The sequence below is a fragment of the Bradyrhizobium sp. AUGA SZCCT0222 genome, from assembly GCF_018130205.1.
Lineage (GTDB): Bacteria > Pseudomonadota > Alphaproteobacteria > Rhizobiales > Xanthobacteraceae > Bradyrhizobium.
In genome coordinates, this window is sequence record NZ_JAFCLX010000009.1 from 166,407 (window position 1) to 181,719 (window position 15,313).

Here is a 15,313-nt window from a genome sequence, read left to right on the forward strand (position 1 = left end):
CACCGGGCGCGCCCGGACGGTTCAAGCGATCAGACGTGACGCAAATTCGGGTAGCAGGCCCGCGTCGCCCGCAAGGCGGAAATCGGCGCCGGCAAGCCCGCTGCGCAGCAACCAGTCGTCGAATTCGGGCGCCCGCTTCAGTCCGAACAGGTCCCGTACGTAGAGGGCGTCGTGAAATGAGGTGGACTGATAGTTCAGCATCACGTCATCCGCGCCCGGGACCCCCATGATGAAAGTAACGCCGGCGGCCGCCAGCAGCGTCAGCAGATTGTCCATGTCGTCCTGATCGGCCTCGGCATGGTTGGTGTAGCAGACGTCGACGCCAAGCGGCAGGCCGAGCAGCTTGCCGCAGAAATGGTCCTCCAGCCCGGCGCGGATGATCTCCTTGCCGTCATACAGGTATTCCGGGCCGATAAAGCCGACCACGCTGTTGACCAGCAAGGGATCGAAGGCACGCGCCACCGCATAGGCCCGCGCTTCCAGCGTCTGCTGATCGACATTGTGATGGGCGCCAGCCGACAGCGCCGAGCCCTGCCCGGTCTCGAAATACATCACATTGTCACCGACGGTACCGCGGCGGAGCGATAACCCGGCCTGCCACGCTTCCCGCAACAGCGCCAGATCGACGCCAAAGCTGCGGTTGGCGGCCTCAGTCCCTGCAATCGACTGGAATACGAGATCGACGGGCGCGCCCTGCCCGATCAGCCCGAGCGTGGTGGTGACATGGGTGAGCACGCAGCCCTGGGTCGGGATCTGCAGCCGCGCGATGACGCCGTCGAGCAGGCGCACGAGTTCGCCGATCACAGCCGGATCGTCGCTCGCCGGGTTGATGCCGATACAGGCATCGCCCGATCCGAGCAGGATGCCGTCGAGGATCGAGGCGGTAATGCCCCTGGCGTCGTCAAAGGGATGGTTGGGCTGCAGGCGGACGCTCATCCGGCCCTTCAGGCCGATGGTGTTGCGAAACGCCGTCGTGACGGCGCATTTCTTCGCAACCAGGATCAGATCCTGGTTGCGCATCAATTTGGACACCGCGGCGGCCATTTCCGGCGTGATCCCGCGCGATATCTGCTTCAGCACCGCGCCGGTCGCCGCGTCCGAGAGCAGCCAGTCGCGAAACCCGCCCACCGTCAGCGACGAGATGGCGGCAAAGCCTGCCGCATCGTGGCTATCGACGATCAGCCGGGTGACCTCGTCGTCCTCGTAAGGCACCACCGTCTCGCTCAGGAACTGCTTGAGCGGGACATTCGCGAGCGCCATCCGCGCCGCAATCATCTGCTGGGCGCTGTCGGCTGCGACGCCGGCCAGGCGATCGCCGGAACGCGGCGGCGTCGCCTTGGCAAGCAGGTCGCGCAAATCGTCGAAGACGTAAGAGGTGGCATCGATGGCTTGGCGATAGACCATGCTGATTTCCAGGCCCCTGCTCTCGCTCCACGATCGTGGCCGCCGCCCGCCTGGAGCGTTTTCCAGCGAAGTGGACACCGGTTCGCGTCAAGAAAACGCGTCAAATCAAAAATCTAGAGCCATTTCCGCTCCGATTCCATCGGGCCGGAAAAGGCTCCTAGTACAGTGTACCGTAATAGCGGCCGAAAAAGCTAATCTCATAGGCGATCGCGGCGAACACAAACAGCTTATGGAATCTCGGATTGCGCGTTATCGCGGCTATCGCGCACAGCAGCACGAATACGCCGATCCGCGGCAGATATTCAGGTCCCAGGAAACGCAGATGTTGCTCGCCCTTTATCAAGGTATCGACCACATCGAGCAATTCTGTCAGGGCAATAAAGCCAAAGAACCAGCGGCGGCGGTCGAGAAAATAGTCCTGATAGCCCTCATAATCATCGAGATCCTGAGGGAAAAGCAGCGCGCTCAGGAAATAGTACATCGACGCGTATACGCAAACGAAGGCATACAGGCCAAACGTCCATTGCTGCACGAGGCTCAGCCGAAACTCCCACCACCAGAACGTGACCACGTTCAGGAGTGCCCAGGCGACCCAACCCAGATGAACAGACCAGATCGGGGTGCGGCCGGGATGCTGGATCAATGTCGCGACGCCGCTGATCAAGCGGGTGACGCTGAGCCCGAGAATGATGGCGACCAGCACGCGAACGTGAAGATAGAGATCGACATTGCCCGTCAGGGCAGCAGTTTGAGCCATAGGCCCTCGTCCTCTCTCACAATCGAACCCGCACGTGCAGCAGGCGTCCTGCGCACATGGTGATTCCAGACGATGGCCTCAGGGATTGCGCGTTCGCCCGCCCGGGCAAGACGTGCCGACCGTTCCGTCGCCGCGCTCGCTGTCTAGCTTGATTCGCGTTCGCCGTGTTTGCGGGTCACCCTGCGTGAGAATATTTCTGCTCGCTTGCGGCTGGTTGGAGCGCCCTCACTTCGGTTTGGCGGCTTGCCGCTACAGATGAGCGAGAGCCGCGAGCGGACTGGCGGCGACACGGCATTGCACGTTGAAACTGCATCTTCCCAAAAGATAACGCTCTGGTAAGAAATGTGCCTTCCGGTCGCAGTATAACACCTGAGTTCCCTGCGGCCACAGTCCAACCATTTGATTTCCTTATAAAATTATTCCAAAAGTTGCAGCCATGCAAAGCTCGCGTGTTAAGACAATCTCCATGAAAATTCTGCACAATTTGTAGCCGGCCGACGGTGCTCACCGGCCATTCTGGAGTGCCGCTATGGCTGACATCATGAAATCCACTGGCTCCACCTCTGTCCGCGGCATCGCGTCCAGACTTTCGCTCGCGACCAAGCTGTATTCGATCTTTGCGTTGTTTGCGGTCCTCATCGCCGCCATTACCGCGTTATCCGCCTACAACACCCGCCAGAACGCCGCCCTCACCGAGGCCGTGGCAACAGCGAGCCGCGCCGCGCAGAATGTCGAGCGGGTCAACTCGCTGGTCTATGCGGTGGTGATGGAATCGCGCGGCGTCTACATGTCGACGGAGCCCGCCGTCGTGAAGAGGTACGGCGACGGGCTGCTCAAATTCAACGAAAGCATTCTCGAAGTCGTGAGGAACTGGCAGGCGCTGGTACAGGCCGACGACGCCGAGCAATTCGCCACCTTCAAGAAGCGCATCGAACAATTCATCGACTTCCGCAAGGAACTGGTTCGGCGCGGCGTCGAAATCGGCGCCGCCGCTGGCCGCGAATGGGGCGACAATGACGCCAACCGCCAGGTGCGCTCGGCCCTGAACAAGGATCTCGAAGCGCTTTCCAAGGTCTATGCCGAGCGCAGCAAGAAGCTGGCGCAGCAGGCCGACGCCAACCATACGCTGGCCTTTGTGCTGACCGGTCTCGGCGTGCTGGCGATCATCGTGGTCGTGATCGGCGTGCTGATCATTTCCCGTTCGGTCGCGCGTCCGCTGTCCGTCATCACCGACACCATCAAGCGCGTCGCCGAGGGCGCCGAAGGCGTCGAGGTGCCGCACGCCAATCGCGGCGACGAGATCGGTGCGCTGGCGCGCGCCATCAAGATTTTCCAGGAGGCGATGGATCGCAACCGCAATTTGAACTCGCAGGTGGTGGAGGATTCCAGGGCCCGCGAACAACGCGCCAGGCAGATCGAAGCCTCGGTAGACGCCTTCCGCGAAGCGATCGGCGGCGTATTGCGCGCCGTCACCGACAACGCGACGTCGATGCGCGGCACCGCCGAAACCATCGCCAGCGTGGCGTCGGATGCCAGCGGACGCGCGGTTGCGGCGTCAGGCGCCACCGAGCAGGCTTCCAGCAACGTTTCCGCGGTCGCCAGCGCCGCCGAAGAACTGTCCGCTTCCGTCGAGGAGATCGGCCGCCAGGTTCGCCAGTCCGCCAGCGCGGTCGAACAGGCCGGCCTGCGCACGGAAAAATCCGTCACCGAGATCGAAGGGCTTGCCGCCGCAACGCAGCGCATCGACGGCGTGCTCAACCTGATCCAGGCGATCGCCGAGCAGACCAATCTGCTGGCGCTGAACGCGACGATCGAGGCCGCGCGCGCCGGTGACGCCGGCCGCGGCTTCGCCGTCGTCGCCCATGAGGTCAAGGCGCTGGCCGAGCAGACCGCCAAGGCGACCGCCGAGATCGGCCAGAACGTCGGCCTGATCCAGACCTCGACCAGGAACTCGGTCGATGCCGTCCGCGAAATCGGCAACGCGGTGCGCGAGATCAACGATGTGACGTCGGCGATTGCCGGCGCCATCGAGCAGCAGGATTTGGCGACCCGCGAAATCTCGCAGAACGCGCAACTGGCCGCGCAAGGCAACGGCACGCTGGTGGTCAATATCGGCTCGCTCAGCGACGCCATGGGCAAGACCAGCACAGCCGCGGCGTCGGTCCTTACTGCCTCCAGCGACCTGACGGCGACGGCAGAAACGCTGTCGCGCGAAGTCGAAACATTCTTCCGCAATCTGCGCACCGACCCGGTCGAGGATTTCAGGCGCACCGGCACCTAGTGCGGATGAAGTTATTCTGAAGCGATATCGGATTCCCAAATCGGCGGATATCTGATCCGCCGGGCCGGCAACGCCAAGGGGTATCAACCCCTCAACCATCCTTTTCGCGTGTGCGCATTAACCATTTGTTAACCATAATCTTGCGATTGTCCCGGCACGGCCCCAGCGCATTGGAGGAGAACAACCATGGCCCGGGAGAGCAGAGGCACCAACAGGCAGCCACACGCAATCCGTCGCCCTCACGTCTACAGCCTCGTCGTACCGCGGACGGACGGCGATGGCGACTCGGACTTCAGCTTCGAACTCGAAGAGGTCCTGTCAGTCCCGTCACCCACGGCCCTGCCGAAAGACGCCGATTCTCCAGACCATCTTCAAGCCCTTGAGCTGATCAGTGGCGCCGCCCAGGCCATGCAGATGGTGGAAAGCCACTCGCACAAGATCCAGGCCAAGGCGTTCGAACTGTTGCAGCACTCACGTTCGAAACGAATTGAGGCTTCACACCAGATTGCCAGCCTCCAGGAACGACTGATTGCAAGTGAGGCGAACGTAGAACAACTCACCAAACGACTGGCCGAAGCCGAAGCGCGCGCCAATACGGCCGAGCACTGGCTGCGTCGCTTCCACGACGCCATCAACACGGCCTTCGCCGACAAGCGCGCTTGCCAGCCCGACAAGGTCTCATCGGCTGCCTAGAACATTATCAGTTCTGATAGAATCAGCACCGAGCTCCAGTTTTTTGTTTTGACGCTTTTTCCACGCAGATGAGTCTACGCAATCTGCGTAAACTTGATTGCTGTGCGAACCGACACCGAGCAAGCGCCCGCGCGCGGACTGCCTTGTCCCTCAGCGAGATATGACCCCGGCCGCCAGGGGCTTGAAGCGATATATCAGGTACGGAGACTTGTTCTCGGCCTTGCCGCCGTGGAACATCGCGGCAGCGGAAACCTGCGACGCCGATACGTACATATGGCCGTCCGGCGAATATGAAATACCGTCGGGCCAGACCATCTCGGCGTCGCTGATGAGCGTGCGATATTTGCGATCCGGCGTGATGACACCGACAGATTTGGTCTCGACCGCCGTCAGATAGATGTTTCCCGCGAAGTCGATGGACAGCCCTCCGTTGTTCGGCTTGTCCGAGTAACGCTCCACCTTTGCGCCCAGTTGGGCATTCGAAAGGCTTTCATCGTTCAAATCGGCCACGCGGATCCGATACAGGCTGCGGCCGTTCAGCGGCGCGTAGTAGAGCCATTCGGCTTTGGCATCCATGGTGATGCCGTCGCAGCCGACCTTGATGATCACGGGCTTTCCGTCCTTGCCGGGAACGGTCAGGTCATTGCCGTCGACGGTGATCGGAATGTTCTCCGGGATCGTCGACTTGTCACCTTCAAGAACGCGCCGGGCGCGCCCGCTGTCTATGTCGATGACGATGATCGCTGCTTTCGAACCGTCACCGCCTGGCCCGATATCTTCGTCGGCAATGTAGAACTTGCGATTCTTGTGGTCGATGACGATGTCCTGCGGCTGCGACCCGGACCGCGTCACAGGCTCAGGCATGTAGTAGATGCGTTCAAGCCGGTTCGCATTTGTATTCCAGCCGACGAGTTTTGGCGTGATCTTGGTGCGGAAGCCCATATCGATCATCCAGACGATACCATTCTCGTCGGACCGCAACCCCAGGACATTGTCCAGATACTGATCGCTGCCTTTTCGCGGCGTATTCCATTCCGCGCTTGGGAACGGCTCGAAGGTCGTCGCCGATGTGAGCTTCGCCACGCGCACGTCAGGACTGTAAAAGGGATGATGACTGAAGATCACCTGGTTGTCGGGCGTGAATGCGATGTTGCCGACGGATTGCGGTAGCCTGGCAACTATCTCGGCGGTCACCGTGTTGGATGGTTGTTGCGAAAAAGCGGGCGTCGCCGCCGCCAGCGCGACAATGAGTGCGGGCACGTTGATGCGCATTTCAGTTTTCCTCGTTGAAGGGTTTCCAAATTTCGACGAATTTATTCCGTGCCCGTCGCGGTCGTCGCTCCACCGCGGGCTTTGGTCGCAATAAAACTGAACACGTGTCGTCCCAAGGCACTCATCGTGAGATGTCGCACATCGTCGATCGTGCGCGCGTCATGCCGATCGATCGAGTCCGCAAACAACGAGTGCCGAACTTGCGTGACAGAGATAGCGCGCTAGGGTTATATCCAGCAAGTACGCACAGTGCTGGCACTAGGTACCACGGAGTGAACCATGCAGGACCTGTTCGCCAAGAAGTACGATTGCGCAGCCGGATGTCCCGTGGAAGCGACGCTGGATTTGATCGACGGAAAATGGAAGGCGATCATCCTCTATCATCTCCTGAAGGGAACACTGCGCTTCAACGAGTTGAGACGCCGCCTGGCCAAAATCACCCAGCGCATGTTGACCCGACAGTTACGCGAGCTCGAGGAAGTCGGCCTCGTGAGCCGGACGATCTTTGCGGAGGTACCACCCCGTGTCGAATATAGGCTGACGGCCCAGGGACAATCGCTGGAGCCGGTCATCCGCGCCTTGTGGGTCTGGGGTGACGCCCACCTCGCCCAGCGAAGCCAGCAAACGACAAATCCGGTGCCCGTTATCAAGCGCGAGGAGCCGAAGCGTCGAGCTGCTGTCGCTGTCCGGGCGATGCGATGAACCTGGTGCGCGAGTTGGAGACCTCAGCCAGAAGCGTCTGAGCCGTCCCACTGTACCAACTCTACGGTGATGCCCTCGGGACCCTCGAAGAGCCGCAGCTTTCGGCTGATGTAGTCCATCTCGTCACTCAGCACGGTTACGCCGTTGGCCACGAGGCGCGCGGTAGCCGCCTCAATGTCGTCGACGCGGAACGCGAGATGATTGAAGCCCAGTTTTCGCAGATTCGTCGGGTGCGCACCCGGATCGGTCCCCGGTGGCGGGTCAAACTCAAGCAGCTGAATTTCGAAATGAGGATCCGCTCCTTCAAGCACGAGGGTGATGTGCTGCGCTTTCATGCCCGGCATGCCCATGTACCGGGCGGGAAGGCCACCGTCGATCGTCGCGACGTGACCCTTTCTGAAGCCAAGCAGCGCGAAGAACGCGATCGCCCGGTCGGCGTCTGCCACTGCGATCGTGATATGATCCGGATTGAGTATCATCTGGTCACTCCCTGTCATCAACGCCGCGCACTCGGCCGCACCGGCTTGCCTCCGTCAGGTGAGCTACCGGCAAATAGCGCACCCGCCCCTTAAGGCTACCAGCTCGCTCCGTCGCACGGTAGGCGGGCCAGCCCGCGGCGAAGTCTGCTTCGGGTCACAAGCTGGTCCGCTCATGGCCCGAAAGTGGACGGTCCCGGATTTACAAGTAACGCGCGAGCGAGCGCTGCGGACAAAGACTGCACGGCGCGATTGACGAAAGCCTCGCGCCGCGAGGATCACTACCAGCGCCTGACGTTGCAGATGGTCGGCTTCAATCATGGAATCATCGCCACCAATAGAGCGGGCCGGCCTTGATCTGGGTCAAAGACGTGACGCAGGCCAGCAAGCACTGTGCCGTAGTGGGGGCTCTCTTTCGCAACGGAGAAACGCATGAAACATGTAAGAAGGACTGTCCTTGTAGCTACCGCCTTCACGTGTGCGGCATTGTTCTCCTTCGGTTGGTCTGAGCAAGGCGGCATCTCACTCTCAATCGAGAGTGCCCAGGCAAGAATCGGTCGTCCGCTGACGCCTGTGAGCGTCGCGGGTGTTGCGCGTCGACAGGCGCGGCGCGGTGCGTACGGGTATGGGGCCGGGGTAGTCGGCGCTGGCCTTGCAGGCGCCGCCGTCGTCGGCACGGCTGCTGCCGTTGCTGCCGCGCCTTACTACGGAAGAACAGGTTATTACTCCGGCGGTCCTTACGCGGCTTACGGGTTCCCCGCGCAGGACTACGCGACCCGCAACGGCTTTGTGTGCCAGCCTGGAACCATGACAAAACTCGACGACGGCAGGATGTATCCTTGCCAGTACTCTACCATGCGGAGACGCGGCTCGTTTGAGCCGCGTCTACCGTCTTGGGCCGCCGGCGTTTCCCTGGAAACGACGCGGATTACTCCACCGGCACCACGTCCACGGCCACCGCGAGCTTTTGCTTGCGCGATCCCACGATGATGCCATCGACCGGCGAGACGTCGGAGAAGTCGCGTCCGACCGCCAGGATGATGTGGTCGTTCTCGACCAAAAGGTCGTTGGTCGGATCGAACCCGATCCAGCCGATCTCGCTGCCGCACCACACCGACACCCAGGCGTGCGTAGCGTCGGCACCCTGCAGGCGCGGCTTCCCCGCCGGCGGGTAGGTGCGTAAGTAGCCGCTGACATAGGCCGCCGGCAGCCCGAGGCCGCGCAGGCCTGCGATCATCACGTGGGCAAAGTCCTGGCAGACGCCGTGACGTTTCTCGAACACTTCCCGAAGCGGCGTCGAGATCACGGTGGCTTTCGGATCATATTTGAACTGGTTGCGGATGCGGTGCATCAGGTCGACCGCGCCTGTGAGAATGCCCTGCCCTTGCGGAAAGCTCGCCGCGGCGTAAGCCGTGACCGGGCCAAGCACCGGCACGAGCGAACTTGCAAAGACGTAGCCGACCGGCGAGGCCGGACCGAGGCTTGAGGCCTCGAAGGCGACGTCGCGGACGCTTTCCCATGACGGGCTGGGCGCGGTGCGGCCAAGCGCCTGCCGCGATACTGACACCCGCGACCTGGAATCGATCCGCAAGGTTCGATGCGCGGTTTCGATAAGCACGCTCTCGGTATGGGTTCCGAAAAAATCCCGCCGTATCGTGCGCTCCGCCGGCTTGGGTCGGATCTCGACGGAATGCGAGACCAGTTGCTGCCCGTCGCCGCTGCGCGGCTCGAGCCGCAGCGAGCAGCGCGCGAAACTCACCGGGCTCTCATAGCTATAGGTCGTGACGTGACGGATGTCGTAGATCACGCGAGGCCCGTCAGCTTCTCCGGCCGGCTCGCATTTGGTCCGTGCGGGAAGTAATGCAGGCCGATGGCGTCGGCGAGGTTGAGCAGATCCTGCTCCAGCGCGAACAGGGCTTTGACATCCAGCGCCGCGGCCTCCGCGGTCGTCAGCATCGCCTGCAACGCCACGGCCAGTCGCTGCGGCCGCTCGATCAAACCATGCTCCTTGAGGCTCGGAAGGCTCGCAATGTGCTCGTTGAGCGCCGCCACCTGGAACGCGACCGAGCGCGGATTGTAGGGGTCGAGCACCGCCAGATCGCGCACCGGCGCCAGCGCCGGGCCGACCAGATAGCGCGAACGGTAGGTGATCTGGCAATCCACCAGCGTCAGCAGGACATCGAGGTCCTCGTCGCCGGCTTCGTCATAGGCGAACTGACGCGCAAACCGTGCGGTGTTGATGGCGCGCTCGGCGCGGCGGCCCATCTCGAGGAAGCGCCAGCCGGCGGCGCGGTTCATGTTCTCCTGCGCCAGCCCGGCAAAGCTCGCGAGTTCCTGCAAGGACAGTTCGGCGGCGCTGACGACGCCGTCATCATCGTCGGCCTCCACAGAGAGGCGTTCCACCATCTCGGTGATGACCTGCCAGGCATCGGGCGAAAGCCGCTCCCGCAGCGAAGTCGCGGTGCGCTGCGCCGATCGCAGCAGCGACAGTGCCGAGCCGAATTTTTCCGCACTCTGCAGCGCCTCGGCGGCGACCTTGGCGGAATTGGCCCGGCTCGCCTGCGACGTCGCTCCCCAGGTCACCAGAAGACGCTGGATGCGCTCGACCGAATGCAGCGCGGTCGATGCCCCGGTCGGTGCGCCCTTGGCGGACTCGCGCGTCGGCGTGCCGAGCGCGCGGATCAGCCGCAGTGTCGCCTCGGCGCGTTCGAGATAGCGGCCGAGCCAGAACAGATTGTCTGCGGCACGGCTCGGCACCACACCGGCGATGCGCCTGATCCGCACCGTGTCGGCCGCCGGCAGCAGCGTCGAAGCCGCTATTGGTTTGTCGGACACCACCCAGACGTCGGCCGATCGCGCCCCGTCGCCCATCGATACGGCGCGGGCATCGGGCTCATCGGCGATCCGGCAGAAGCCGCCCGGGAGGATGGTCCAGCCGTTCGGCGTGGCGGCGGCAAACACCCGGAGCACGAACGGACGCGGCGTGATCCGGCCGTTCTCCCAGGTCGGCGTCGTCGACAGCCGCACCAGCTCCTGGCCGACAAAGTCGATGCCGCGGTCGGAAATCGCAGACCTGAGCCGCTCGCGCTCGGGCGGCAACAATTCACCTGATAGCACCGGGCCGTTGCTCGCAAAGCCCGGCACGGCGCGGCCATACGCGCCCTCGATCGCAAAATCGTCGAGCCGCGACAGCACTTCCTCGCGCGCCGATTTCTGGCCGCACCACCAGGTCGCGATGTGCGGCATCAACAAATCCTCGCTGAGCAGGCGGCGGCACAGATTGGGCAGGAAGCCGAGCAGCGCCCGCGCCTCCAGCACGCCGGAGCCGGGCATGTTGGCGACCACGACGCCATTTTTTCGCAGCACGTCGATCAGGCCGGGCACGCCAAGATGCGAGGACGCATCGAGCTCCAGCGGATCGAGGAAATTGGAATCGACCCGGCGCAGCAGCACATCAAGCCGCTTCAGGCCGGCGACGGTGCGGATATGGATGCGGTCGCCGCTGACGGCGAGGTCGTCGCCCTCGACCAGCAGGAAGCCGAGATAGCGCGCGATCGTCGCATGTTCGAAATAGGTTTCGTTGAAGGCGCCCGGCGTCAGCAATCCGATGCGCGGCTCGTCGCGGTCGGCGCTCGCGCGCAATGAATCGCGGAACGCCTCGAAGAACGGCGCGACGCGTTCGACATTCATCGACTTGTAAAGATTGGAGAAGGCGCGCGACAGCACCAGGCGGTTTTCCAGCGCGTAGCCGGCGCCCGACGGCGCCTGCGTACGGTCGCTGAGCACCCACCAGCGGCCATCGGGGCCGCGGCCGACATCGGCGGCGTAGAGATGCAGATAGCGTCCGCCCGGCGGTTTGACGCCGCAGACCGCGCGCAGATATTCGTTGCTGCCGGCGATCGCCGCCGCGGGCACCGCGCCATCAGCCACCAGCCGGCCCTCGCCATAGAGGTCGCGCAGTATCATTTCGAGCAATTGCGCGCGCTGGGCGATGCCCGTGGTCAATTGCCGCCAGTCGTTCTCGTCGATGATCAGCGGCAGATGGCTCAGCGGCCAGAGCCGGTCGGCGGTCTCGCCGGGCGCGCGATAGGTGACGCCGGCCTCCCGCAAATGGCGGTCGGCGGAAGCGAATCGGCGCTCGATGTCGGCGGGCGAAAGCGCGGCAAAGGCGTCGAAAAACCGGGCCCAGGCCGGCCGGGGCGCACCGTCCTGGCCGATATATTCATCGGGAATTCCGGGCAGCCGGGCGTAGTCACGGGTCCATTGCGCCATCCGGCGCTGGCCCGGACGGGCCTTGTTATCCTGACTGCCGGCTTGCCCAGCCATCCGACTCTCCGATCTCAGCACCTTTAGTGCCGGAGCGGCGTCCTCAAGTCGAGCGTCAAAGGAAATTCTATTGTGCGTTCCTCGGGCGGCAGATCGACCTTGCCCGGGGTGTGGCCGTGGTCCTGAAACCGGGCCAGCCGCCGCGCCTCGGCCTCGTAGGAATTGACCGGCTTGGTGTCATAGCTGCGGCCGCCGGGATGGGCGACATGGTAGACGCAGCCGCCGAGCGAGCGGCCATTCCAGGTATCAATTAAATCAAATGTCAGCGGGGCGTGGACCGGAATGGTCGGATGCAGCCCGGACGCCGGTTGCCAGGCCTTGAAACGGACACCGGCGACCGCCTCTCCGGAGCGGCCGGTGGCCGTCATCGGCATCCGCCGGCCATTGCAGGTGACGACGTGGCGGCCTTCGACAAAGCCCGACGCCTTGATCTGCAACCGTTCCACCGACGAATCGACATAGCGCACGGTACCGCCGGCCGAGCCTTCTTCGCCGAGTACGTGCCACGGCTCCAGCGCCTGACGCAGTTCCAGCGAAACGCCGCCGTGATGGACCCGGCCGAACACCGGGAAACGAAATTCGAGCTGCGCGGAATACCACTCCGGCGAGAATTCGTAGCCGGAGTGCTTGAGTTCTTCGAGCACGCCCAAAAAGTCTTCCCAGAGAAAATGCGGCAGCATGAAGCGGTCATGCAGCGTGGTGCCCCAGCGCACGAAATTGCCCTGTTGCGGCTCGCGCCACATTTTTGCGATCAGCGCCCGGATCAAGAGTTGCTGCGCCAGCGACATGCGCGGATCGGGCGGCATTTCCAGCGCGCGGAACTCGACCAGTCCGAGACGGCCGGTCGGCCCGTCGGGCGAATAGAGCTTGTCGATGCAGATTTCGGCGCGATGGGTATTGCCTGTTATGTCGACCAGGATGTGCCGGAACAGGCGGTCGACCAGCCATAGCGGCGCCTCGATGCCCGGCGGCGGCACGTGGGCCAGCGCGATTTCAAGTTCATAGAGGCCGTCATGCCGCGCCTCGTCGATGCGCGGCGCCTGGCTGGTCGGGCCGATGAACATGCCCGAGAACAGATAGGACAGCGACGGATGTCGCTGCCAGTACAGCACGAGGCTCTTCAACAGATCCGGCCGGCGCAGGAACGGTGAATCCTGCGGCGTGCTGCCGCCGACCACGACGTGGTTGCCGCCGCCGGTGCCGGTGTGGCGGCCGTCGACCAGGAAGCGGTTGGCGCCGAGGCGCGTTTTTGCCGCGTCCTCGTAAAGGCCGAAGGTGATGTCGACCGCCTCGCGCCAGTTCTGCGCCGGCTGGATGTTGATTTCGATCACGCCGGGATCGGGCGTCACCTTGATGACTTCGACGCGCGGATCATACGGCGGCGAGTAGCCCTCGACATGGACCTGCAGCTGCAGCTCTTCGGCGGTCGCCTCCACCGCCGTGATCAGCTCCAGATAATCTTCCAGTTTCTCGACCGGCGGCATGAAGGCGCACAAAACGCCGTCGCGGATTTCGATCGACATCGCCGTGCGCACGGGCTCGAGTTTTGGCTTCTCCTTGGCCTTCGCGTCCTTGGCTTTGGTCCCCGTGTCGGAAGCTGCCAGTTCGTCGCGTGGCTCCATCGGATCCTGCTCGACGATGTAGGGATATTCTTCCGGCGGAATGTGTTCCAGCGAAGCGATCGGCAGCCGCAGGCCCAGCGGGGAATCGCCTGGAAACAGGAACAGATGGCCGCGCCGGATCTTCCAGCGTTCGCTGCGCCAGTGCCCGGGCGGGTGCTTGAAGGCCTCGTTCCAGCGCTGGATCGGCAGCACAAATCCCTTGGGCTTGTTGAGCCCGGAATCGAACACCCGCGCCATCCGTGAGCGCTCTTCCGGATCGGCCAATTTGGAGTCGGTCGGATCGACGTTGGCCGGCAGCGCCGCTTCCTTCTGCAGCCAATGCGCGGTGTCTTCGAAGGCGGGCAGCACGTAGTCGGTTGTGAGGCCGAGCTTTTGTGCGACGCCTCCGGCAAAATGTTTGGCGTCGGCGATTTCGGCCTTGCGCGGATTTTCGATGTTCGCGATCAGTTCGGCGTTCTTCCAGATCGGCACGCCATCCTTGCGCCAATAGAGCCCGAACGCCCAGCGCGGCAGGCTCTCGCCCGGATACCATTTGCCCTGCCCGTAATGCAGCAGACCGCCGGACGCAAAACGCGCGCGTAACTTACGAATGAGATCGTCGGCGAGCGTGCGCTTGGTGGGACCGACCGCGGCGATATTCCATTCCGGCGATTCCAGATCGTCGACCGAAACGAAGGTCGGCTCGCCGCCCATCGTCAGCCGCACGTCATCTTTCTTCAAATCGGCATCGACCGCTTCGCCTAGCCTGTCGAGGCACGACCAGGATTCGTCCGAGAACGGCCGCGTGATCCGCGGCGCCTCGCGGATACGCTTGACGCTCATCTCGAAGCCGAACTCGACATTGGCAAAGCCGGCGCTGCCTGAAATCGGCGCCGCCGAACGATAATGCGGCGTGGCGGCGACGGGAATGTGCCCCTCGCCGGTCAGCATGCCCGAGGTGACGTCGAAGCCGATCCACCCTGCCCCCGGCAGATAAACCTCGGCCCATGCGTGCAGGTCGGTGAAATCGCTCTCGACCTCGCGCGGGCCTTCGACCGGATCGATGTCGGGGCGGAGTTGAATGAGGTAGCCGGAGACAAAACGCGCCGCGAGCCCGAGATGCCTGAAGATCTGGATCAGGAGCCAGGCGGAGTCGCGGCAGGAGCCGGAGCCGGCGGCGAGCGTCTCCTCCGGCGTCTGGATGCCCGGCTCCATGCGGATGACGTAACCGATTTTCTTCTGCAGCTGCGCGTTGAGGTCGACCAGGAAATTGACGGTGCTGTCGGCCTGGCGCGGGATGTCCTTCAGGTAGGCGGCAAATAGCGGCCCCTCGTCCGATGTCGCCAGATATGGCGCCAGCTCGGTCTTGAGATCGTCGGTATATTGAAACGGCAAACTGGTGGCATAGGGCTCGACGAAGAAGTCAAACGGATTGACCACGGTCATCTGCGTCGAGAAATCGACCTCGATCTTCAGCTCGGTCGCCTTCTCCGGGAAAACGAACCGCGCCAGCCAGTTGCCTTGCGGATCCTGCTGCCAGTTCACGAAATGATTTGAAGGCGTGACCTTGAGCGAATAGCTCAGGATCGGCGTGCGCGTGTGCGGCGCCGGCCGCAGGCGTACGGTCTGAGGCCCGATGTCGATCGGTCGGTCGTATTTGTAGTGCGTAACGTGATGTAGTGCGACGAAGATCGACACGGACGGGCTACTCCAGCAGCTTTTTTAAGCAGAACACTGGTTCCGGTGTGGATCAAGCACTAACAACGGGCAGCGGTTGCCTATGGGAAGTGCGGATATCGCC

General features: G+C 63.1%; 10 protein-coding genes. 3 read left to right on the top strand and 7 right to left on the bottom strand.

Translation table 11 applies throughout. The features are described from left to right. Positions 1 to 21 precede the first annotated feature (21 nt). Both JQ629_RS10750 and JQ629_RS10755 read right to left on the bottom strand, forming a co-directional pair. Positions 22 to 1,404 carry an ethanolamine ammonia-lyase subunit EutB gene (locus JQ629_RS10750; protein ID WP_212412624.1) on the bottom strand — a complete coding sequence of 461 codons (1,383 nt, stop codon included), beginning with the start codon at positions 1,402 to 1,404 and terminating at the stop codon, positions 22 to 24. Positions 1,405 to 1,561: 157 nt separating this feature from the next. Beyond that, positions 1,562 to 2,161, bottom strand: a complete 600-nt coding sequence (locus JQ629_RS10755) for a hypothetical protein (RefSeq protein WP_212412625.1) — start codon at positions 2,159 to 2,161, stop codon at positions 1,562 to 1,564. Between the two features lie 529 nt (positions 2,162 to 2,690). Here JQ629_RS10755 and JQ629_RS10760 point away from each other — a divergent pair. Beyond that, entirely contained in the window at positions 2,691 to 4,442 is a 1,752-nt protein-coding gene (locus JQ629_RS10760) for a methyl-accepting chemotaxis protein (RefSeq protein WP_502752759.1), read from the top strand. Between the two features lie 186 nt (positions 4,443 to 4,628). Beyond that, positions 4,629 to 5,135: an ATP synthase subunit B family protein gene (locus JQ629_RS10765; protein WP_212412626.1), complete on the top strand. Its 507-nt coding sequence runs from the start codon at positions 4,629 to 4,631 to the stop codon at positions 5,133 to 5,135. Between the two features lie 150 nt (positions 5,136 to 5,285). On the opposite strand, the gene JQ629_RS10770 is transcribed toward JQ629_RS10765, so the two are convergent. Then, positions 5,286 to 6,407, bottom strand: a complete 1,122-nt coding sequence (locus JQ629_RS10770) for an L-dopachrome tautomerase-related protein (protein ID WP_212412627.1) — start codon at positions 6,405 to 6,407, stop codon at positions 5,286 to 5,288. Between the two features lie 279 nt (positions 6,408 to 6,686). On the opposite strand from JQ629_RS10770, the gene JQ629_RS10775 reads away from it, so the two are divergent. Next, on the top strand, positions 6,687 to 7,109 hold the full coding sequence (locus JQ629_RS10775; RefSeq protein WP_212412628.1) for a winged helix-turn-helix transcriptional regulator: 423 nt from the start codon (positions 6,687 to 6,689) through the stop codon (positions 7,107 to 7,109). Between the two features lie 23 nt (positions 7,110 to 7,132). Here the strand turns inward: JQ629_RS10775 and JQ629_RS10780 are convergent, their stop codons facing one another. From JQ629_RS10780 to JQ629_RS10795, 4 genes are all read right to left on the bottom strand, one after another. Beyond that, the gene (locus JQ629_RS10780; protein ID WP_212033361.1) at positions 7,133 to 7,588 is read right to left on the bottom strand and encodes a VOC family protein; all 456 of its coding nucleotides are present in this window, start codon (positions 7,586 to 7,588) and stop codon (positions 7,133 to 7,135) included. Between the two features lie 925 nt (positions 7,589 to 8,513). After that, positions 8,514 to 9,392, bottom strand: coding sequence for a transglutaminase family protein (locus tag JQ629_RS10785; RefSeq protein ID WP_212412629.1), 879 nt, complete (start codon positions 9,390 to 9,392; stop codon positions 8,514 to 8,516). Then, positions 9,389 to 11,911 carry a circularly permuted type 2 ATP-grasp protein gene (locus JQ629_RS10790; protein ID WP_249134953.1) on the bottom strand — a complete coding sequence of 841 codons (2,523 nt, stop codon included), beginning with the start codon at positions 11,909 to 11,911 and terminating at the stop codon, positions 9,389 to 9,391. The genes JQ629_RS10785 and JQ629_RS10790 overlap by 4 nt, the downstream gene beginning before the upstream one ends. 23 nt (positions 11,912 to 11,934) lie before the next feature. Beyond that, entirely contained in the window at positions 11,935 to 15,210 is a 3,276-nt protein-coding gene (locus tag JQ629_RS10795; protein ID WP_212412630.1) for a transglutaminase family protein, read from the bottom strand. Positions 15,211 to 15,313: the final 103 nt, after the last annotated feature.

What these genes read in the sequence shown, in the direction of transcription:
- JQ629_RS10750 (WP_212412624.1), bottom strand. Translation starts at nt 1,404, where the DNA reads ATGGTCTATCGCCAAGCCATCGATGCCACCTCTTACGTCTTCGACGAT.
- JQ629_RS10755 (WP_212412625.1), bottom strand. Translation starts at nt 2,161, where the DNA reads ATGGCTCAAACTGCTGCCCTGACGGGCAATGTCGATCTCTATCTTCAC.
- JQ629_RS10760 (WP_502752759.1), top strand. Translation starts at nt 2,691, where the DNA reads ATGGCTGACATCATGAAATCCACTGGCTCCACCTCTGTCCGCGGCATC.
- JQ629_RS10765 (WP_212412626.1), top strand. Translation starts at nt 4,629, where the DNA reads ATGGCCCGGGAGAGCAGAGGCACCAACAGGCAGCCACACGCAATCCGT.
- JQ629_RS10770 (WP_212412627.1), bottom strand. Translation starts at nt 6,407, where the DNA reads ATGCGCATCAACGTGCCCGCACTCATTGTCGCGCTGGCGGCGGCGACG.
- JQ629_RS10775 (WP_212412628.1), top strand. Translation starts at nt 6,687, where the DNA reads ATGCAGGACCTGTTCGCCAAGAAGTACGATTGCGCAGCCGGATGTCCC.
- JQ629_RS10780 (WP_212033361.1), bottom strand. Translation starts at nt 7,588, where the DNA reads ATGATACTCAATCCGGATCATATCACGATCGCAGTGGCAGACGCCGAC.
- JQ629_RS10790 (WP_249134953.1), bottom strand. Translation starts at nt 11,911, where the DNA reads ATGGCTGGGCAAGCCGGCAGTCAGGATAACAAGGCCCGTCCGGGCCAG.